The sequence below is a fragment of the Bacteroides sp. ET225 genome, assembly GCF_024733745.1.
GTDB classification, from domain to species: Bacteria; Bacteroidota; Bacteroidia; order Bacteroidales; family Bacteroidaceae; genus Phocaeicola; species Phocaeicola excrementipullorum.
Genome location: NZ_JANRHN010000027.1, coordinates 1 through 21253, shown reverse-complemented (window position 1 = coordinate 21253; position 21253 = coordinate 1). Strand labels below are relative to the sequence as shown.

At 50.3% G+C, this 21253-nt stretch carries 19 protein-coding genes; 4 read left to right on the top strand and 15 right to left on the bottom strand.

Annotation, left to right across the window (positions count from 1 at the left end; genetic code table 11):
* Window positions 1-12: 12 nt before the first annotated feature.
* Both NW212_RS11425 and NW212_RS11420 read right to left on the bottom strand, forming a co-directional pair.
* On the bottom strand, window positions 13-684 hold the full coding sequence (locus NW212_RS11425) for a dihydrofolate reductase family protein (RefSeq protein ID WP_258338770.1): 672 nt from the start codon (window positions 682-684) through the stop codon (window positions 13-15).
* A 99-nt stretch (window positions 685-783) separates the two neighbouring features.
* Complete coding sequence (locus NW212_RS11420; RefSeq protein WP_258338769.1) at window positions 784-1626, bottom strand: AraC family transcriptional regulator; 843 nt, start codon at window positions 1624-1626, stop codon at window positions 784-786.
* A gap of 164 nt (window positions 1627-1790) precedes the next feature.
* On the opposite strand from NW212_RS11420, the gene NW212_RS11415 reads away from it, so the two are divergent.
* Window positions 1791-2360: a Spy/CpxP family protein refolding chaperone gene (locus tag NW212_RS11415; RefSeq protein ID WP_258338768.1), complete on the top strand. Its 570-nt coding sequence runs from the start codon at window positions 1791-1793 to the stop codon at window positions 2358-2360.
* A 221-nt stretch (window positions 2361-2581) separates the two neighbouring features.
* On the opposite strand, the gene NW212_RS11410 is transcribed toward NW212_RS11415, so the two are convergent.
* Genes NW212_RS11410 through rlmN form a run of 8 tightly spaced genes read right to left on the bottom strand, consistent with a single transcriptional unit; the run spans window position 2582 to window position 10247 of the window.
* Complete coding sequence (locus tag NW212_RS11410) at window positions 2582-3781, bottom strand: sugar MFS transporter (RefSeq protein ID WP_258338767.1); 1200 nt, start codon at window positions 3779-3781, stop codon at window positions 2582-2584.
* Between the two features lie 11 nt (window positions 3782-3792).
* Entirely contained in the window at window positions 3793-4521 is a 729-nt protein-coding gene (locus NW212_RS11405) for an HAD family hydrolase (RefSeq protein WP_258338766.1), read from the bottom strand.
* The gene (locus tag NW212_RS11400) at window positions 4502-5524 is read right to left on the bottom strand and encodes a lysylphosphatidylglycerol synthase transmembrane domain-containing protein (RefSeq protein WP_258338765.1); all 1023 of its coding nucleotides are present in this window, start codon (window positions 5522-5524) and stop codon (window positions 4502-4504) included. The genes NW212_RS11405 and NW212_RS11400 overlap by 20 nt, the downstream gene beginning before the upstream one ends.
* The gene (locus tag NW212_RS11395) at window positions 5521-6471 is read right to left on the bottom strand and encodes a CDP-alcohol phosphatidyltransferase family protein (RefSeq protein WP_375337987.1); all 951 of its coding nucleotides are present in this window, start codon (window positions 6469-6471) and stop codon (window positions 5521-5523) included. The genes NW212_RS11400 and NW212_RS11395 overlap by 4 nt, the downstream gene beginning before the upstream one ends.
* Window positions 6472-6473: 2 nt before the next feature.
* Window positions 6474-7343: a hypothetical protein gene (locus NW212_RS11390; protein WP_258338764.1), complete on the bottom strand. Its 870-nt coding sequence runs from the start codon at window positions 7341-7343 to the stop codon at window positions 6474-6476.
* A gap of 50 nt (window positions 7344-7393) precedes the next feature.
* Window positions 7394-8098, bottom strand: coding sequence for an NDP-sugar synthase (locus tag NW212_RS11385; RefSeq protein WP_258338763.1), 705 nt, complete (start codon window positions 8096-8098; stop codon window positions 7394-7396).
* Between the two features lies 1 nt (window position 8099).
* Complete coding sequence (gene pdxA / locus NW212_RS11380; protein ID WP_258338762.1) at window positions 8100-9197, bottom strand: 4-hydroxythreonine-4-phosphate dehydrogenase PdxA; 1098 nt, start codon at window positions 9195-9197, stop codon at window positions 8100-8102.
* Window positions 9198-9212: 15 nt separating this feature from the next.
* A complete protein-coding gene (rlmN, locus tag NW212_RS11375) occupies window positions 9213-10247 on the bottom strand; it encodes a 23S rRNA (adenine(2503)-C(2))-methyltransferase RlmN (RefSeq protein WP_258338761.1) in 1035 nt (344 codons plus the stop codon).
* Between the two features lie 250 nt (window positions 10248-10497).
* Between rlmN and NW212_RS11370 the strand changes: the two genes are divergently transcribed.
* From NW212_RS11370 to NW212_RS11360, 3 genes are read left to right on the top strand one after another with little or no spacing between them, the layout of a single operon-like run.
* The gene (locus tag NW212_RS11370) at window positions 10498-12930 is read left to right on the top strand and encodes a DUF4922 domain-containing protein (protein ID WP_258338760.1); all 2433 of its coding nucleotides are present in this window, start codon (window positions 10498-10500) and stop codon (window positions 12928-12930) included.
* Between the two features lie 4 nt (window positions 12931-12934).
* Window positions 12935-14245: a SpoIID/LytB domain-containing protein gene (locus NW212_RS11365; protein WP_258338759.1), complete on the top strand. Its 1311-nt coding sequence runs from the start codon at window positions 12935-12937 to the stop codon at window positions 14243-14245.
* A gap of 4 nt (window positions 14246-14249) precedes the next feature.
* Window positions 14250-15530: an MFS transporter gene (locus NW212_RS11360; protein ID WP_258338758.1), complete on the top strand. Its 1281-nt coding sequence runs from the start codon at window positions 14250-14252 to the stop codon at window positions 15528-15530.
* Window positions 15531-15536: 6 nt separating this feature from the next.
* Here the strand turns inward: NW212_RS11360 and NW212_RS11355 are convergent, their stop codons facing one another.
* The 5 genes from NW212_RS11355 to NW212_RS11335 all read right to left on the bottom strand — a co-directional run.
* A complete protein-coding gene (locus tag NW212_RS11355; RefSeq protein WP_258338757.1) occupies window positions 15537-16433 on the bottom strand; it encodes a LysR substrate-binding domain-containing protein in 897 nt (298 codons plus the stop codon).
* A gap of 11 nt (window positions 16434-16444) precedes the next feature.
* The gene (locus NW212_RS11350; protein ID WP_258338756.1) at window positions 16445-17026 is read right to left on the bottom strand and encodes a DUF6621 family protein; all 582 of its coding nucleotides are present in this window, start codon (window positions 17024-17026) and stop codon (window positions 16445-16447) included.
* Between the two features lie 270 nt (window positions 17027-17296).
* A complete protein-coding gene (locus NW212_RS11345; protein WP_258338755.1) occupies window positions 17297-17491 on the bottom strand; it encodes a metallophosphoesterase in 195 nt (64 codons plus the stop codon).
* A gap of 36 nt (window positions 17492-17527) precedes the next feature.
* A complete protein-coding gene (locus tag NW212_RS11340) occupies window positions 17528-20755 on the bottom strand; it encodes a type I restriction endonuclease subunit R (protein WP_258338754.1) in 3228 nt (1075 codons plus the stop codon).
* Between the two features lie 12 nt (window positions 20756-20767).
* A partial coding sequence (locus tag NW212_RS11335) for a restriction endonuclease subunit S (RefSeq protein ID WP_258338753.1) occupies window positions 20768-21253 on the bottom strand: 486 nt, incomplete at its 5' end.

The window sequence follows — 21253 nt, the reverse complement described above, 5'->3', positions numbered from 1 at the left end:
TCTTTTAAATAATCAGAAAGAATAACGCACCCACACGGAATTTTCACCGATACGCTTCACACTGTCCAGCTTGAGGAGAGTGGTTGGATACGAAGCGTCTTCAATGCCGTCGAATACAGCCGTCATGCCTTTGCGTCCGTCGATGCCTGCACCTATCACCACGCTTACCTCGTCCAGCAGACCTGCCTTCAGAAAAGCCCCGTTGATATGGCCCCCGCCCACAACGGCCAGCCTCTTCACCCCGAAATGCACGTTCAAGAGTTCGACGGCTCTCGAAAGATCCGCTTCTCCCCTGCCTGTTGCAATCCACGATATCCCTTGCCGGCGCAGCACTTCAAGATACTCCCTCGGCACATCCTCGCTGGTTATGACGAGGAACGGGCGTCCGTCAGCTTCGGCGGCCGGCCACTGCAGCCTTCCCTTCGAGTCAAGACCGATGGTATAGCCGTCGGCTTCGGCAGCTTTCCAGACAGACTCCCCGCCCGCCGGTGTGGCATCGGAAGGAATAAAGGAATCCGGCAGAGCATAGTGCATCTGCATCGTAACCCTTCCTGACACGTCTGAATCGCAATGCAGTTCGCGAAGAGCATCGTAATACTCATCTCCGCCGATACGCTCGGTCATGTCGCAGTCAATGCGTCCGTCGACCGATGCCATCATGTGGCAAACAATGTATGGTTTCATACGCTTAACACTTTTAGATTTACAAAGGCAAAAGTAGCGCAAAGAATCCAAAGCCACATTGCTGTAAAGCTCAAATATAGTTTCTGAAAAGTTCACCTTTCACGCGGAAACAGCGGTGGGAGGAACACCGTATTGCTTCTTGAAGGCGGTTGAGAAATGAGAAGGATTCTTGAAGCCCACTTCGGCATAAACGTCCACAATCCGCCTGCCGCCCTGCTTCATGAGTTCGTAAGCCACTTCCAGGCGTTTTCGTATGAGCCACTTTTCCGGAGTAAGGTCGCTCAGTTTCTTGAAATCGCGCTTAAACGTGGCAAGGCTGCGCCCCGTATAGTGAGCCAGATCTTCTACCGTAAACTCATACATATAATTCTTATTCATGAAGTCGAGGATATCAATTTTCCACGATTCGTTGAAGTCGAACAGCAATGCCGCAAAACGCCTGTCGATATGCAGCAAAGCCAGCAGCCCTTCCTGCAGCTTCAGATGCATGAAATCGTCCTGCGGCTTTTCATCGGCGTCAAAATAAGGCGCCATCGAAGCAAACAGACTGGCAATCTCCGGCGTTTTCGGGAGCTTTACCGCCCGCACCTCCGGCTTGGGCATATCCGCCGCCTCCTGATACCGGTTGAGCCTGGCATACATTTCACGGAGAAAGCTGCGGGTAAAGCTCAGAAAGATTCCGCAGTAACGCTCACCCCCGCAAGGCTTCTTATACATGGTGATATGATGGTCGCGCGGAATGAAAACGCATTCCCCTTTTCCCACATGGATCTGTTCTTTCCCGTTGTCAAGCACCATCTCGCCCGAATAAACATAGTTCATGGCATATTCGTGCGAACGGTGGATACACGCGCTCGCATTATCATAGAAAAAGCTGAAAAACACATTGTTGTAGTTAAAGATTACCTTCATGGGATCATCCTGCGCATCTGTCTGTTTCATATTTCCGATGTTTTCTGCAAAAATAGAAAATTTAAAACCTGAACGAATCTTCCACAAGGTTAAATTATACTATGCGGATAAACCTTGGGAACTGCCGTCTGTCAAAAGGACAAAAGCGCGCTAAACCAGCAAACATGATTATCAACCCTTTAAATGAAAGAACAATGAAAACAAACCGTTTATTTTTAGCTTTGGCCTTCGTTGCAGTATTGGGCGGAAGCAGTGCGTTTGCACAAAACACGGATGGCGAGAACAACAAACCTGCCGACAAGCAGCGCAAACGTCCCACTCCGGAACAGATGATGGAATTCCAGACAAAGCGGATGGAACAGAGCCTGATGCTGGACGACAAGACCGCGGCAAAGTTCACCCCGCTTTACAAAGAATACCTTGAGGCGATGAAGGAATCCCGCGCACTCCCAAAGAACGCAAAGGATGCCAAGGAAGCCAAAAAGAAAGAACGCACCGACGAAGACATCATGAAGGCTCTGGAAGACCGCATGGACAGACAGCAGAAGATGCTTGACACGAAAAAGAAATACTTCAACGAGTTCAAGAAGATTCTGACCCCGCGCCAGTTGGAAAAGGTGTTTGCTCCGCGCCCGGAGGGATTCCGTAAAGCACCGGGCAAACCGAGAGCAGGAAAAAGAGCAGACGCTAGGCCTTGCCCCCTCTGCCCTCCCTGCCATGAGATAAACAGACACCATGCCGTCTGTCCTCCTTGCCAGAAGTAGTCCACAAGGATATCTCATCGTTTCCATAAGATATGCCGGCATCTTTTTCTGCCGGCCTTCAAAAAGAATGAAGCTTTCCGCAAAAAAGGCTGTATCTCTAAACTGAAGACAAACTTTTCTGCGGGAAGCTTCAACTTTGTCTGTCCGCCCGGACTTGCCGGGTTTCCAACGGACAAAACAGAAATTCCATATCAGATTCGCGCGAACTGCCTGTTTCCAATCTATCGCTTCAGCGCATAGCGCGCAAACATCCAGACAACCGCATATCCGACAAGAGGAACAAAGAAGGCCAGATGCATGGCGGCGTGGTCGCCTATCCATCCCATAAACAACGGACCTACGGCTCCTCCCACGGGCGACATCATCAGAAAAGAAGAAGCGCGTTTGGTATGGCTTCCGAGTCCTTTCAGCGAAAGAGCAAAGATGGTCGGAAACATAATGGCCTCAAATGCGTATCCGCAAAGCAAAGCGGCCAATGACACATGGCCTGCATCAAGCAGGACAACCAGCGTGGTGCATACAGTTCCGGTTGCGCACCAGAAAAGCATCTTCTCGGCGCGTACATGGCTCATAATCCAGCTCCCGACAAAACGCCCCACCATAAACAGTCCCAAACCTCCGAACGAGAGGATGATGGAGGCATCGCGCGAGCTCATCCACTGCTTGTCGGTCACATAATTGATGAAGAAGCTGTTGATGGAAATCTCCGCCACTTCATAAAAGAACAGGGCGGTCAGGCCGAACACGAAAAGCTTGTGCGACCACAAGCTGACTTTGCGGCCGGCATGATCCACCTCCACCTCATGCCTGATTTCCGGCAGCCTTATCCGTGAAAAGACAACGGCAACCAGCAGCACGACAACCCCCATGACCGTATACGGAAGAGCCACGTTTCCGGCCTTCATCGTCCCGTCGTCCGAAAAGAGAAGCAGGCCGGTAAGAATCGGCGCAAAGATGCAGCCCATTCCATTAAACGACTGGGCAAAGTTAAGGCGGCTCGCCGCGGTTTCCTTCGCCCCCAGTTCCGTGACATACGGATTGGCCGCCGTTTCAAGAAACACCAGCCCGCATCCGATGACGAACAGGGAAAAAAGGAAAAAGTTAAACGACATCCAATGCTGGCCGGGTATGAACAACAGTGACCCGACACCATAGAGCAGCAGGCCGAACACGACTCCTTTCCGGTAGCCGAGCCGGTTGATGAAAAGCCCGGCAGGAATGGCCATAATGAAATAGCCCATATACATGGTGGCCTGAATCAGCGCCGAATGAGTTTTGGAGATTTCCAGCAGTTCCTGAAAATGCTTGTTCAGCACGTCAAGAATGGCATGAGCGAATCCCCACAGAAAGAACAAGGAAGTCAGCAATATAAACGGCAACAGGTACTGCCTGTCGACAAAGGCTGTCCGCTGGTTTTTCATGTCCGCACGCATTATAATAAGTAAGGCAATAAGTCAGGCAAGTCGCCAATAATTACATCGGGCAACGATTCGTCCGTTTCTTCATTGCCCCATCCCTCTCCTTTGAGCCATGCAACCTTGCATCCGACTTTCTTGGCAGGCACAACGTCTTTCGAGAACGAATCGCCCACCACCAGCACATTTCCGGCAGGAAAGCCCATCGCCTCCACTCCCAGACGATAGATTGCAGGATCGGGCTTGCGCACTCCCACGACGGATGACTCGATAATGTCCGAAAAGAAGCTGAAAAGGCCGAAATCCTTCAAGATGGTCTGGATGTTTCCGTAGAAATTAGACACCAGCACCAGCCTGTAACGCCTGGACAGCGTTTCCACAACGGGACGTGTGCGCTTCAGGACTTCCAGAACATAATCATAGCAGCTTTCGGCTATGCAGGCAGCGTATTTCTTAGCGTCGGCATCCTCTCGGGAAAGCTTTCCTCCATCCACCAGAAAGTCGATCTGAATACGGGTCTTGATGCAGAGCACATCGCGGAAATTGTGTTCAGGCCTTACGAGCGGCACACGCGCCAGGGTACGTTCACCATGCACGTAGGCTTCCCGGAAACTCTGCTTGTCAACGGGAACCTGAAATTCCTCGTATTTGCTCCACAGTACTTCCGCCCAATGGCGGCTGTTGGTATCAATCGTACCGCCATAATCAAAAATCACACCTTGGATATCATTCAGTTTCTTGTTCATTTTTTTCCTTTATTTTACCGGTTCCGTTGCCGATTTTCATCAGCATCACCCCTACTATAATCCAAAACAATTCACGCACACGGGTTATCAGGCTCGTATAAATGCCGAACGCACTCGGAATGGCCAGCCCTCCCGTGGCAAGCGCAAAGCCCCCCTCACGTGTTCCCAACTGCATGGGCGAAAAGAAAAGCAGGTTGGCGAAGAGTGAGGTAAATGCCATTATCAGAATGCAGTCGAAAAAACTGACATCTGTGGTCAGAATATTCAGAATGAAATACACCTCCAGGCAGCCTACGACACGCGCCGCATACTCAAGTCCCAACGAAATATAAAACGTGCTCTTGCGCTGCTTGTGAAGCTCGGCTATCTGCGAGTCGATGCGCTCCAGGGTTTCCTTCTGCTCCTCGCCGAAGCGTTTCGCCCATTTCCCGACGAACGGCACATGGGAAAGCATCCTCAACGCGCGCACTGCCATGCCGTTCCGGTAGCCTTTCATGAAGAAATAAATGGCAAGCAGACAGAATCCGACCACAACAGCAAGCATTATTCCTATCCCCCAATTCAGCGGAGCGACAAACACATACAGAACAGACGACGTGAGCCAGAACCAGAAATGCGAAAAAATATGCATCATCACATAAAGTATCACCGAAGACGTCGCCTTGCTTACCCCCACATACGGGCTAAGCTCCATGATGCGGTAAGGCTCCCCTCCCATCAGTCCGGACGGAGTGGCATAGTTGAGGGCAAATCCGGATATGGTCAGCTTATAGACCTTCCAGAAAGAAACCCTTGCACTCTTCCCGTCGCAGATAATCGCATACCACGACCACGCATTGAGATAATAGATAAACACCCAGAGCAGAATCACCGCGGGAAGCCATCCTCCCGCCCGGCGGATATTTGCCCAAAGCTCTCCGTAATCCATGTCGAAGGTGAAAAGCATCACTACAATGGCAAAGATCCCGAAGATGTAGAATATATTGCGGAATTTTTCTTTCATAATCCTGCGTATTTGTTATAGAGAAAGGCGCACATCGCCTCGTGACGGTGGCGCATGTATGTAAACAGAGCGGTCATCACAATGATTTCAAACACGAAATAAAGCCACGGTTCGCCGATAAGCAACGAAACGTAAAGCGCAATGGCGCGCGTATTGAATGTCAGGATATTCGTATATTTCATCAGCGGAAGACTCATGCTCCGGAACTCGTCACGAAGTTCCTGAGGAATATTGTCACCGTATTTCTGCTGCACCAACGCATAGAAGCGCTGGAAGTTCGGAGTCATCCGCTCCTGCTTGCGCGTATAGTTTCCATAAGAATACAGAAACAGCTTCCACCAGAAATTATGCTTCCAGGGCAGGCTGTAGAACAATTCCCTCTGCTGCTTGAAGTTGTCGAGCTCGCTCCCTGCCTTTCCTTTCAGGAAGAAAAGATGGATATTCCGGTAATAGTCGGCAAGCGTACACTGCTGGCTATGGCAGAATATGCCCGAAACATAAGCCAGAAGCCAGATATACACCCCCCACACCGTTCCGCTTTCGCTTCCGATGCCAAAAGGCAAAGGCTGGAAGGTGAGCCGCAGGCAGATAGCAGCATAAATGGCAAAGAACCACAAATCACCGGCAAATCCGTCGAGCATACGCCCCCAGCGCGTCTTTTTCCCTGTCATTCGGGCCAGCTGCCCGTCGCAGCTGTCGTAATGATTGGCCCACATCAGCAGGATAATGCCTATGACCGTATGCTTCATGTCGGGAAAGTAAAACATCACTCCAGCCGAAACGCCGAGGATGATCGAAAGCACTGTCACTACATTGGGGTGCACCCCGAACCGGTTGAAGAACAAAGCCCACGCATAACCGATGGGGCGGTTGAAATGAATGTCAAGAAACTCTTCTGTATCCATCGACTTGAACGAAGCCTCAAGTCCTTTCTTTTCTGCGCTCATCATTATTTGCTGTTCAGTTTGGAAATGATACGATTATAAATGCATTCGGCTATCTTAGGCGCAGCCTCCCTGCGGCAACGCGCGAAACTGGGCCAGTCATTAAAGTCAATGATTCTTATCTCGCCGGCAGACGACACGACACAATCTCCGCCGTAAATGGGCACATTGAGTGCCTCCGCAGCACGGTTGGCATACGCCTTCAACTTGTCAAGATCAAGCGGGAAACCTCTCGCCTCTCCGTTGATGGCTTCAAGCCCGAATTTGCTGTGCGACTGCTCGGTCGGATAAAATGCATAAAAGAAGTCGGTATGCTGCACACCGTAGAACTTCACCAGGTCGCCTACGAGGTGCTCGTTCACCACCGCAACCGGTATGTGCCGCGCACGGAAATCGGCCATCACCACTTCGGCCTCTTCACGGCATTCCACATAAACCACATCTTCCTTTACCATGGCATGCGAATCGCCTCTCTTTATCCAGCAAGGATAAATGTCCGGCGTAAACTCGCCGCCGGTAGGAATGATGAAACTTTCCGGATGGGGCACGCCGCTGGCAATAAGCCGCTCCGTCATTTCCCGACGGACACAATTGTCGATTCCAAATCCTGAATTGACTACCAGCGCTCCGTTTTCTTCCAGCTCCTTCAGCCTGGAAATCGTAGCCCTGTCACGGGCCATGTCAAAAATGAAGTCTGCCTGGATGTGCTGAGCCACAAATTCTTTTTCAGGGAACAATGTGACTTCGCATCCTCTCTTCGCCAGCTCTTCTGCCGTTTCTCTGAAAATAGCCGCATCATTCCCCACATGATTCGGAGAAAACTCGTTTCCTCGGCTCACGCCTACAACCCGAATCTTTTTCCCATTCTTCTGCATGGTTATCGATTATTTATCTTCTTCTTTTTCCTTATTCGTTTACAAGTCTGTCACTTGCCGTTCAAAAAAGCCTCTGCCTTCACGATGTCGCCGGCATGATCCACGTCCAGTATCTTTGAAAATGGATAAGCCTCCAGCTTCAGGCCGTCTGCAACCAGCTGGCGCTGGAAATTACGCATCCGGGCCATCCCGTGACTGATACAATACTCCAATGTACCGATTGCCTTCGGTGTCAGACAATAAATGCCTCCCGAAATATATTTTGTGCCGGGCATCGCCGAATCATAGAATCCGGTTATCGACAGGTTTTCGTCTGTCCCGATATACAAAGGCTTCTCGTCGTCGATATAATCTGTGACGGCCATCATCCCGTCTTTGCCGGAAGCCTTGAAAGCCCGGATAAATTCCGAGAACTCGTCTTCCCGGAAAATGGTATCGACCGTAGTCAGACAAAAGCGGTCTTCCCTGAGATACGGGCTAAGTTCATAAAAGCTGTGCATGGAACTGGGTGTCGTCTTTACGATCACTCTCAAAGGGACTTCCGACTTTTGTTCCAGCTCGGCCAGATGAGCTTTTGTCAACGGCACTTCATTGTTGATTATAACGACCACCTCGTCTGCCCCGTTCTCGGCAAAGACATGAATCAGGCGGTCGATCATAGCCGTTCCGTTCAGCTGCACCAGCGGTTTGGGCAGCTTCACTCCTTCCTGTGAAAGCCGGGATCCTTCCCCGGCTGATATTATCGCAAACTTCATATCAATCTTCTTCCGGTACATCAAGCTGTTTCAGCTTGTCGCTGTCGTCTTTCTTCTCGTAATATTGCTTGCGCAACGGACGCGCAGAAATCTCTTTCTCCAGAACCCGGTTGCGGAACACGTCAATAGCCAGATATACAGCCTGACGGAAAGAGTTCTCCGATGCGATTCCCTTTCCTGCAATGTCATAGGCCGTGCCGTGAACCGGAGCGGAACAGACAACCGGAAGGCCCGCCGTGAAGTTCACTCCGTCTTCCATAGCCAGCGTCTTGAACGGAATCATTCCCTGGTCATGATACATGGCAAGGATGCCGTCGAAACGGGAGAAGCTGCCCGAGCCGATAAGGCCATCGGCCGGATAAGGCCCGAAGCACTGGATTCCCTTCGCCACCATCTCGGACAGGGCGGGTGCTATCACCTCCTTTTCTTCGGTGCCGGTCAAGCCATCGTCACCGGCATGAGGGTTCAGGCCCAGAACGGCAATCCGCGGCGAATCAATTCCAAAGTCCACTTTCAGCGAGCGGTGAAAAGCCATGATCTTTTCGGCCAGCAGTTCTTTGGTCAGCGTCTTTGGAATCTCACGCACCGGAATATCTTCCGTGGCCAGCGCCATGCGGAAATCCCGCTTCACCAGAACGGTCAGAGCTTTCCGTCCGCCGCCGACCCGTTCCTGAAGAAAAGCGCCATGGCCCGAAAAGCCGGACGAATCGGCCTGCACGGACTGTTTGTTTGCAGGCGCGGCAACCAGCACGTCGAACAAGCCTTCCTGGTATTCCTCCACCGCTTTCTCAAGAGCGGCAACGGCAGCCTTGCCCGCTTCGGGCGTCGGTTTCGAAAGTTCAACCTTCAGCTCCTCATTGATGCAGTTCACCACATTCACCCGTCCGTCCTGCACATCCGCAGCCGTATTGACGATGCTGAAGTTTGCAGGAATGTCCATCGCCTTCCGGTGATAGGCAGCCACCTTGGGAGAGCCGTAAATAACCGGCGTACAAAGCTCCAGCATCGCCGGATCAGAGAATGTCTTGAGAATCACTTCATAGCCGATTCCGTTGATATCTCCGTGGGTAATACCCACTTTAATTCTTTTACCTTCCATATTTAAATTCTTGTATTACTCTGAGTCAATGTTCTGCCGCTTTGCCGTAGAAAGCATTCCGCAGGCGGCAAATATGTCTTCCCCTCTGGAAGCCCGGATCGTGGAAAAAATCCCGTGCCCCGTCAGATAGTCGCGGAAAGCCAGCATCGTTTCCGGTTCGCTCCCTTCAAGGTCTGCACCCGGAATGGCGTGGAAACGGATCAGGTTGATCCGGCAGTCCAGTCCGCGGAGAAGCTTCACCAGCTCTTTCGCATAGACCATGCTGTCGTTCACTCCCTTGAACATGATGTATTCGAACGAAAGGCGGCGCTGCTTGCTGAAGTCGTAGCGGCGCAGCTCTTCAACAATCTCGGCAATCGGATAAGCCTTTTCCGCAGGCATCAGTTCTTTTCTTTGCGCCGGGAACGGCGAATGGAGGCTGATGGCCAGGTGGCAGTCGCTCAAATCAAGAAAACGCCGAAGCCCCTTGCGCAGGCCGACCGACGACACCGTAATCCGTTTCGGACTCCATCCGTATCCATAGTCCGACGTAAGCACATCCAAGGCGCGGAGCACCTCGTCGAGATTGTCAAAAGGTTCGCCCATGCCCATAAACACGATGTTTGTCAGCGTGTCGCGCTCGGGCACGGAATAAATCTGGTTCAGAATCTGGGCGGCGGTCAAATCTTGCGCAAACCCCTGCTTTCCAGTCATGCAGAACTTGCAGTTCATCTTGCATCCCACCTGCGAAGAAACGCACAAGGTGGCCCTTTCGTCTTCGGGTATGTAAACCGTTTCCACAAAATTCCCCTCCGAAACAGAGAACAAGTACTTCACCGTCCCGTCGGCCGAACGCATCTCGTGAACAGGAGCGCTGCATCCGATTTCATAAGACGCTTTCAGCAGTTCGCGGTTCTTCAACGAGAGATTGGTCATTTCGTCAATCGAAGAAACCTTCTTTCCATACATCCACGACGCTATCTGACCGGCCGTAAATTTGGGCATGCCCAAACCGAGCACAATCTCTTTCAATTCATCCAACGTTCTCCCTAACAGAGGAGTCTTTGCCATAGTCGTTCTGTTTTAATTCACGTATATGAACATCTGCATTTCCGGCCAAAAAAACAAGCCGTCATCTTCATCAAAACAAGCCGTCATCTTGATTAAAATGAGCCGTTATCTTAATTAAAATGAGCCGTTATCTTTTCAGCACCTTGGGAAGGCCCTGCAAATGCAGACATTCAATTTCATATAATTAGCGTACAAAGTTAGAGAAAAATAAGATAATTCCCTATCTTTGTCTGTATAAAATGTATTTAACATGAAAAAAACGATTACTTGTTTTCTTTTCTATCATACTGACAACCAATTCAATAAACTTCTGAACAGTTTATTGTCGCACCCCTATATAGACCAGATATACCTACTTACGGGGCAAAAGGAAGCGGCCGAAGCTGCCTGCCCTCAGTGCCGGACGCTCCCGCTGGATTCGTTTGAACAAACCGGGACCATACGCCAGATAGCCCTCCATGCAAAAACGCCCTATACCTTATTATATACGGCACTGCAGCCGCTCGAACTGGGCGAGCAGGCACTCGAACGGATGTGCGACTACCTGAGCGCGCCGGAAAGCGTGATGGTCTATGCCGACCATTACCAGATTCTCAACGGAGAGAGGCAGCCTCATCCCGTCATCGACTACCAGCCGGGGAGCGTTCGCGATGATTTCGACTTCGGCCCGCTGATGCTCTTCAAAACCGATGCGCTTGCAAAGGCATCAGACCGTATTCTCTCCCAGCCCGAATATCAGTACTCGGCCCTGTATGCCTTGCGGCTGGCATTGTCTGAACAAGGCGAGCTTACCCATATCAGCGAATATCTCTATACCCGCGCAGAAGATGACGCCAGAAAGTCGGGCGAAAAACAGTTCGACTATGTAGATCCCAGAAACAGGGCTGTCCAACTGGAACGCGAAACGGCTTTCACCTATTATCTGAAAAACATAAGGGCCTATCTGCCGCCAGCCGGAAAGCTGATAGCTCCGGAAGAAGAAGACTTTGCATGCGAAGCGTCAGTCATCATTCCGGTACGAAACAGGGAAAGAACCATAAAAGACGCCATACGCTCGGCACTCGGCCAGAAAACAACCTTCCGCTACAACGTCATCATCGTCGACAATCATTCGACCGACGGGACCTCCGGATGCATTGACGAGTTTGCCGGCGACCCGAGGGTGATTCACCTGATCCCCTCACGCCACGACCTCGGAATCGGCGGATGCTGGAACATGGCCGCCAATCATCCGCAATGCGGACGCTTTGCCGTGCAACTGGACAGCGACGACCTGTACAGCGGACCGGACACCTTGCAGCGCATTGTCGACAAGTTCTACAAAGAGCGTTGCGCAATGGTCATCGGCTCTTACCGGATGACAGACTTCAATCTGGAAACCCTGCCTCCGGGAATCATTGACCATCAGGAATGGACCGACACGAACGGACACAACAATGCGCTCCGCATCAACGGTCTGGGAGCGCCGCGCGCTTTCTACACTCCCCTGCTCCGACAGATACGGGTGCCAAACACCAGCTACGGAGAAGACTACGCATTGGGGCTGGCCTTTTCACGCGACTACCGCATCGGACGCATCTATGATGTGCTTTACCTCTGCAGGCGGTGGGAAGGAAACTCCGACGCCAACCTGAGCATCGACAAGGTCAACCGGAACAACAGCTACAAGGACAGCCTGCGCACGCTTGAAATCCGCCGCAGGAAAGACAAGGTGTCACGACCGATGTCATATCTCTACCCTGCAAGCAATGTGTCGGGAGAAACGTTTTTCGCCTCCCAGTTCGACAAATGGGAACTGGCGCGGAACAACCATGAAGCGCTCAGCCGCATACACGTGCGCCATTTCAGCCTGAACGGAAACGACATCCAGGTACAGTTCAACCCGGCAAGAGCCGTGTCCTCCTTCGCAAAAACAGACCGGGCATCGGTCAACGCGCGCCCGTGCTTTCTCTGCATCAGCAACAAGCCGGAGCTACAGGACAGCATCCGCATCGAACTGGACGAAGCCTTCAGCCTCCGGGTCAATCCGTACCCCATCCTTCCGGGGCACCTCACGCTCTCAAGCGAGTGCCACGAATGGCAGACACTTGCAGGAAAAGAATCGCGCCAGCTTCCCGGAAGACTGACAGACTGGCTGGAGAAACATTTCGAAAAGGGATATACCGTATTCTATAATGGAGCCGGATGCGGCGCTTCGGCACCCGACCACTTCCACTTTCAGGCAGTCCGTCAAAAGGATGTGCCTTTCATCCGCCAGTGGAACAGACTGCTTTCCGGAGCCACCCAATGCGGATACGAGCGTCTGGAAGACGGCAGCTCGTGCATTTCCTACGCGATAAACGGATATATATGTCCGGTTCGCGCTTTCGTGACAGACAAGGGAACAAATTCCAGCAGCAGACTGATATCAGACTATCTGCGGACACTCCCCGTACACGAGGGCGAAACAGAACCCCGCTACAACCTGTTTGCATGGAAAGACGAACAGCATGGGTTTGTCACCGCTTATTTTCCACGCTCCGTCCACCGCCCGCAATACTACTATGCCGAAGGAGAAGCCCAACTTCTCATCAGCCCGGGGGCCCTGGACATGGCAGGCATCGTCGTTGCCGCAAGAAAAGAAGATTATGAAAAAATTACAGAAGAAGACCTTCTGAAAATCTATCAGGAGGTATCACTTTAAGCTTATGAAAGAACCGGAAATAAATGTAGGCATCGTCAATGCCCTCGAAATAAACTTCACGCTGAACGCCAAATACATAGCCAAAGGAGAAACCGTAGAAGGGCAACAAAAGGTAAGTTTCGACGAAGGAGGCATACTGTGGAACGGAAACCTTTATCAGGAACTGACATTCACGCCATTGGAGGAGAATGCCTCATTCTCTTTGTATGATGTCACCATCGGCATCAACTTCCATTGGGAACAGCAGGAAACGCAAACGTTTCTCGGATCGCTCCGGCTGACAGTTGACGAAGGCAAAATAACTGCAATCAACCAGGTGCCGGCAGAAGAGTATCTGACCAGCGTCATCTCGTCGGAAATGAACGCTGCTTCCGCCCTGGAGTTTCTGAAAGCCCACGCCGTAATATCACGGAGCTGGCTGCTGGCACAGATAGAGAAGCGGAAATCGCTCAGCAAGAAGCACGACGGCTTTTTCTCGTTCATCAAGACCGATACGGAATATATCCGGTGGTACGACCGTGAAGACCATACGATCTTTGACGTATGTGCGGACGACCACTGCCAACGGTACCAGGGAATTACCCGCGCTTCAAACCGCAGTGTGGCCGAAGCCGTGAAAGCAACCCGCGGACAGGTGCTCATGTACAAGCACGCTATCTGCGACTCCCGGTTTTCAAAATGCTGCGGAGGAGCAAGCGAAGAATTCAACTATTGCTGGGAAGACAAGTCGTATCCTTATCTCACGGCCGTGCGCGACACGGAAAAAGAATCACACCTGCCCGACCTTACCGATGAAAAGGAAGCGGAACACTGGATCAGAAGCACTCCCGAAGCGTTCTGCAACACGCATGACAGCAGGATCATCGCACAGATACTGAACAACTACGACCAGCAAACCGACAATTTCTACCGGTGGAAAGTGCGCTACACGCAAGAAGAACTGGCTTCTCTGATCCGCCGGAACACGAAATGCGACTACGGATGCATCATCGACCTGATACCGGCAGAGCGGGGAAAGTCCGGAAGAATCAGCAAACTGAAAATTGTCGGGACAAACAAGACGCTGGTCATCGGAAAAGAATTGGAGATCCGGCGTGTCCTTTCTGAAACGCATCTGTTCAGTTCGGCATTCGTTGTCGACAAGGGACCGGAAAAGGAAGGCGTTCCCGAATGGTTCGAACTGACCGGCGCCGGATGGGGCCACGGAGTCGGACTCTGCCAGATAGGAGCTGCCGTAATGGGCGAAAAAGGCTACAACTATAACGAAATCCTGCTCCATTACTACAAGGGGGCGGACATCAGAAAACTGTATTGAAAACATGAAAGCACGCATAAAGAGCATTTCTCCCTGGGCATGGGTGCCTACCCTCTATTTTGCCGAAGGACTTCCGTATGTAGCCGCAATGATTCTCTCGCTGGTGATGTACAAACGCATGGGAATTTCCAATACGGACATAGCCCTCTATACCAGCTGGCTCAACCTGCCATGGGTTGTCAAGCCGCTTTGGAGCCCGTTCGTCGATTTGCTCAAAACCAAACGCTGGTGGATTGTCAGCATGCAGCTATTGCTAGGGGCCGGACTGGCGGGAATCGCCTTCACCATCCCGACCGACCGTTTCTTCCAGCTCACATTGGCCGTATTCTGGCTTATCGCTTTCAGCTCCGCCACACACGACATCGCCGCCGACGGATTCTACATGCTCGGTCTGACCAGCCATCAGCAAGCATTGTTCGTGGGCATCCGCAGCACGTTCTACCGTTTTGCCACGATAGCAGGCCAAGGGCTTCTGATCATGCTGGCTGGATTTCTTGAAAAGACAAGCGGAAGAATCGACTATGCATGGAGCATCACATTCTTTATCCTTTCCGGCATGATTCTGGCTCTGTGGCTCTACCACTCGTTTCTTCTTCCCCGCCCGGCAGACGACTGCCCGGCACAGGCCGGAATACGGGCGCGGAACATTCTGTACGGATTCGCCGAAACAATCGCATCCTTTTTCCGCAAGAAACAGGCTCTGGCAGCCATTCTTTTCATGCTGCTCTACCGGCTGCCCGAAGCGCAGCTGGCCAAGATGGGAATCCCCTTCCTGCTTGATCCGCCCGAAAAAGGAGGACTGGGAATGACTACCGCACAGATAGGATTTTCGCAAGGAACACTCGGGGTCATCGGACTGACTTTAGGCGGGATACTTGGAGGAATAGCCGTGTCCCGACACGGACTGAAACGCTGGCTATGGCCGATGGTATGGGCCATTTCCCTCCCCGACATCGTTTATGTATACATGAGCTATGCCCTTCCTTCCAGCCTGTGGATCATCAACAGCTGCATATTCATCGAACAGTTCGGCTACGGATTCGGATTCACCGCCTACATGCTTTATTTGATTTATTTTTCAAAAGACGGGAATCACAAGACTTCCCACTATGCCATTTGCACGGCCTTCATGGCACTGGGCATGATGCTTCCGGGCATGATTGCCGGATGGATGCAAGAAACTTTAGGATACCGGCTTTTCTTTGTCTGGATTATGGCCTGCACGCTCGCCACTTTCGGTGTAACCGCCTTGCTGAAGATTGACCCGGAATTCGGAAAGAAATGAAAACATTCAAACGTTCTTCACCATATCCTTTACAAACTGAATGAAGTTGAGAGCGGTATCCGCTTCTTGCCCTTGGGCGGAAACGAAACAGAAATGGCGTTTGAAGCGGAGGCCGTCCACATCGACAACCCGGAACTCTCCCGAACGAAGCTCACGGTCGACAGCAAACACCGAAACGATCCCCATGCAGTCACTGTAACGCAGAAACGACTTGATGCTCTCCGTGCTGCCCAAATACATACGCACGTTCAGTGACGAAAGTTTCAGTCCTTTTTCCGACAAAGCCATTTCAATGGCGTCAAGCGTTCCCGAACCGCGCTCACGCAATACCAAAGGCATACGGACAAATTCCTCCAGCGACAGTTCCTCAGGAACATTCCACTTGCCCGAACAACATGCCACAGGAGCCAGCTCATCACACAGGAACGGCTCGTAACGGAGATTAGGAACGCGGAACACTCCTTCCACCATCCCGACATCAATGCTGTTTTCCTGAAGGGCATTCTCTATATGGCGGGAATTCATGTCGATAAGCGACACATTTATTTTCGGATACCGTTCTGTAAACCTTGCCAGCACGGGCGGAAGCACATAACGCGAAATGGTAGTGCTTGCCCCCAGCCTCAACTCCCCGGCACACTCGTTGTTAAGCTGATGCATATCGTACTCAAGCTTGCGGTACTCGGCAAGAATCCGTTCGCAATGCTCCATGAGCACACGCCCAGCCTCGGTCAAAGAGATTGTATTTCCCTTCCGGTCAAACAGACGCACCTGATACATGCTTTCCAGTTCATGCACATGCCTGGTCACGGCCGGCTGGCTGACAAACAGTTCCTGCGAAGCCTTGGTGAAGCTCAGATTCTTCGCCACACTATAGAATGCCTTCAATCGGAAATCAGACATGACTCTCCCGCTTAAAGTTCATCAGCACGGATGCCCAGCGACTGAAGCACAGCGTATCCCAGCATCTCAAACTGCCATCTGGCAGAAAGCTGCGACGGCGGATTCATGCCGAACAGCGTTGCTTTATCTTTCTTCTCCCACTTGCTGACCTCATCGGCTGCCTTGCTTCCATAAGCTGGTTCATCGGGAACAACCCCAACACACTGCGCTTCTTTCGACTCGCCGATAATCCGGAGCGACTCGATGAACAAATCTTCACGCGAGGCCATGCCTGAAGGCTGGAAACTATAGATGGAGAACTCTCCCAACCGGCTTTTGAAAGCCACATCATGCAATTCCTTGCCTAAATCCGACGGTTCACAGAAGTTCATCCGCCTGGTGCTTCCGTCATAAATAAATATGACCTGTATCTCATTTTCTCCGGGCTGCACTCCGGCATCCAAAGCCAGGCATTCAAGCAGCAGTGACAAATCCGCTTTCGGAAGTTCACGATTCACCAACGGCGCAAAATGGCGCGCCATATCATTTCCTACACGATTCAGGCAGGCAGCGTCTATCAAAAGGACATTCGGGGCAAAAGTTATTTTTTCCATATATCGCATTTTTGAGCGGATAAAGATACAATTATTTATGAAGATGGGCAAATCTGCTTTGCAAACCCACGCAAACACGCACCGCTCCTTAGAAACTGTTTTGAATTTCTCCAAAAAGTTTTTCTTGGCTTGATGTGTTCGTTTTCGTGTGTGCTTTGGGCTATTTTTTGGTCTTTTCCGCTTCTGTTCTTCGTCAGATAGCCCGCTATCTTCCTCATCACACAAACGGAAATGCCTCAAAAACTCATCCCAAATCAGCACACGATAAATTCAAAACAGTTTCTTAATATCCCCGAAACTAGCTCCACCTTTGTCAATGAGATCTCCGGTAAAAATAACAAGATCTATACCACCGTCTTTTTGTATTTCATCCATACTTCGGTTGAGATACATTAATAAGGCATCCATTGCTGGGTTCTCTTTTACGAGATGCAAGTCCGACAAATGTAAGATACGTAACATCATAATATGCTTGTCTTATTTAGTGATATAAAAATGTTCCTATTCATATTTCTTATAATTCTCCACCTGCTCCAATACTTTCTGGAAGACTTCTTCGTCCCACTGGGGTGGGTAGCCCTCCTTGTAAAGAAGGTAAGTAAGTTGGCTGGCAAGTTTGCTTTTGAGGTTATCGTTATTCAGCCAATCTGCATAAATGGCAGTGTCGTCTATCAGTGCTTTGATTTTCTTAGCCAACTCGATGCAACGGTCATCTGCATACTCAAAGCCATGTTTGTCACGGACTTCAACAAGTACATCAAAGAATGCCTTTTCTTCGAATGTGATGCCCAATACCTTGAACTTTTCACTGTCTGTTTTAAGTTCTTTCAGGATACCCATCAGTTTGTTAGAAAGTCCGTTGATTTTGTATGAAACAATGTCATAAACATCATTTACAACATTCTGGGTCACATCATTGGTGAATGTCAGGTTATCTCGCGTATTATAAGCATCGATTGTGTCTTCGAGCATCTTCTGAAAATGTTCGGCCTGTATCTTGTTTGTCCGACTGTATGCTCTGATCGCTTTGGCTACAAGTTTGCAGAGAATCTGGAACTTTGTGAACGGCATCTTTATCTCTTCCACCTCTTTGGTGAACGAGTCGCTGAAAATGTTTTCTTCAACACCTTCGTTCATAACCCGCTCCACACCACTGGTGAGGATAGCCTCCTGAACCATCTGTTCCACATGTCGGTTCATACTTTCCGTATCGTGCTCGGTGGCGGTCATTTTGTTGACGTATGAACATATTCCCATAAAACATTGGCTCCATGTCACCTCTTCATCAGTCAGGATTCCAGCCGGATTGCAGATGTTGTAGGCCGAGCGGAGTCTTTTGACATGTTCCTTGAAAAGTTTGAGGAATGACACTTCTCCTTTCCGTTCCACGCTGTTGGCAAGGATATATTCGGCTGCTTCTTGAATGAACTGAAGACGTGCAAGGTCGTTATTTCCGAAAAAACGGTCAAACACCAGACCCGACAATCTCTCTTGCAGCAATTGCAACTCGTTTTTCAACACTTCATGAGCTGCTTCCAAATCTTCTTGTGGCCCGACATCTCCGCCGTATTTTTTCATAGCCTTCTTCATCTCCTCACGAATACCGATATAGTCGATGATAAAGCCAAATTCCTTGGTTCCATATCGGCGGTTCACTCGCGATATGGTCTGTATCAACGTGTGTTTCGACAGCGGTTTGTCGTTGTAAAGCATGGTCAGGCAAGGCACATCGAATCCTGTAATCCACATATCAACATTGATGGAGATATGAAAATTGGATTTCTCTGATTTGAACTCGGCATCAAGAAATTTGCGATATTCCTTGTCTCCAAGCAAATTGTATAACTCCTTTTCATCGTCCTTGTCGCGGGTCATGACCATATTGATAAAAGCGATGTCATTGAGTTTGTCCTTTTCATCTGCCGTTAATACAAGTTCATTCAAAGCCTTTTTCTTCTCGAACCAGTCAGGTTGTAGCTCCCGCATGATTTTATACAATCGGAAGGCAATTGTGCGGTCGGCGCAGGTAATCATCGCCTTTTGCAGACGGTCGGTTGTCTCTGTTCGGCGCTTGTAGTCGTCGATAATATCCTTGGCCACCCGGCGCAGCACATCTTCATCGCCGATTATCACTTCCATACTCGACATGGCGGCTTTACTCTTGGCAATATCTTCAGGAGTAGCCCCTTCGTCCGCACAGAGTCGATAGTATTCCTCTACCTTGTCGGCTTGCTCCTTGTTCAGGAAAACACGTGCCAGGCGGGGATCGTATTTGATGGGGACGGTGATACCGTCATCCTCCGATTCCTTCATCGTATATTGATCGACGATATCCCCGAACACATGGATGGTCTCATCGATAGGTGTCCCAGTGAAGCCGACGTATGTCGCGTTGGGTAATGCGTCTCGGAGGTATTTGGCGAATCCATATGTAATCCGTGCACCTATTTTGTCGGCTTCGCCATCGGCCTGAATGGAAAGTTTTGAACCGAGATTATTTTGTGAGCGATGTGCCTCGTCGCTCATGCAGATGACGTTTGAACGTTCTGTCAGCAGTCCGGTGGACTCGGCGAACTTCTGTATCGTAGTGATATAGACTCCTCCCGTTTGCCGGGTGCTCATCTCTTCAGCTAATTCTTTTCGGGTTTCAAACACTTTGACGGCCTCATCCTCAAGGAAGCGCTTCGAGCGGCAGAACTGTTTTCCACTTTGTGTCTCCAAATCTTCCCGGTCAACAATGATGAGAATGGTGGGACTGCCCAACTGCTTTCTGCAACGAAGTACTAACTGGCGGGCGAGGAACAACATCGTATAAGTCTTCCCACACCCAGTAGCGCCGAAATAAGTACCGCCCTTACCATCGCCACCAACAGAACGCAAATGGCTGAGGATATGGTCCCGCAACTTGCGCGTTGCAAAGAATTGCGGATAGCGGCATACAATCTCAGTCGTGTCGTCTTCTTTTGACGGGTCAGGGAAATAGATATAGTCCCTCAAAATCTCCAAGATGCGTTCGGGTGAGAGTGCCCCGCGAATCAATGTACGCAGCGTGTCCAGTCCTTTTCCCGCTTTGTCCTCATTATCGATTTTCTTCCATTCATAGAAAAACTCGAATGGCGTGTAGGTCGTTCCCAATTCGTTCTTTGCTCCGTCGCTGATAACTGCCAGTGCACAATATTTCAGCAAGGCTGGTATATCCCGCATATAGCGGGTACAAATCTGCGTGTGGGCATCGCGTATGGTGGCATTCTGCTTGGTCGGATTTTTCAGCTCGATGATGCAGACTGGTATGCCGTTGACGAAAAGCAGGATGTCGGGCCGGCGGTTCTCACGGCCTTGTTCCATGACAAATTGGTTGACGCAACGGAAAATATTATGGTCGGGATGCTCGAAGTCGATGTATTGCAAGCGGAACGGATTGCCCCGTCCGTCGCTGTAAGTAAAATCGTATCCATCCCGATAGAGCAGGAAGGTGTTTTGCAGGGCATAATAATCGTTCTGGCCGCCAGTGTTCCGCAGATTGGCAACAATGCCGTCCACCTCGGAAGCGGTCAGTTTTTTATCTTTGTACTGAGCGGCAAGAAATGTCCGCAGGTCTTCTTCAATAAGCGGGTCGGTATATTTCCGGTGAATGTCATCGCCAAACGTATATTGCCAATGCGACTCGCGGAGGAGTTCGATGGTCGCTTCCTCAAACTGGCTTTCATAATATTTCCCTTTGCCTGCCATAATCGCTGCGATTTAAGAATGTATGACGTGTTGAAGCAAAGCCGGACACACTTCGCGCGAAAGCCGGTCGGCTTCTTCGGCTATCCTCTTGGCCTCATTGGCACACTTGTAGATATTGACAATGGCCTGCTGAACTTCAATGGGAGGAAGAGGTATTTTAACTCGACACATTTCCTCAAATTCAAAGAATTCATGCGCACTGCCCTTAGACATATAACGTGCATATCTATCAAATTCAGGACGAGCTACCCACATCCATAAAAAATATGGGTCTAAAATTTCTTCATGTGTTATTTTAAATACACAGTATGCTGATGAAACGGTACAGTCTGCCCCTAATCTATAAGCTATGGATATTTTTTCTCCATTCCTTGTCGTTGCGCGATTGTAACCGAATTGTCCTGTTCTGACTATCTTATCAGATTTTGAATTTAATGCAACTTGTTTGGGGCTTTGAAAAACCTTAGTATTCGCAATACCTTGAGATAATTTAATATA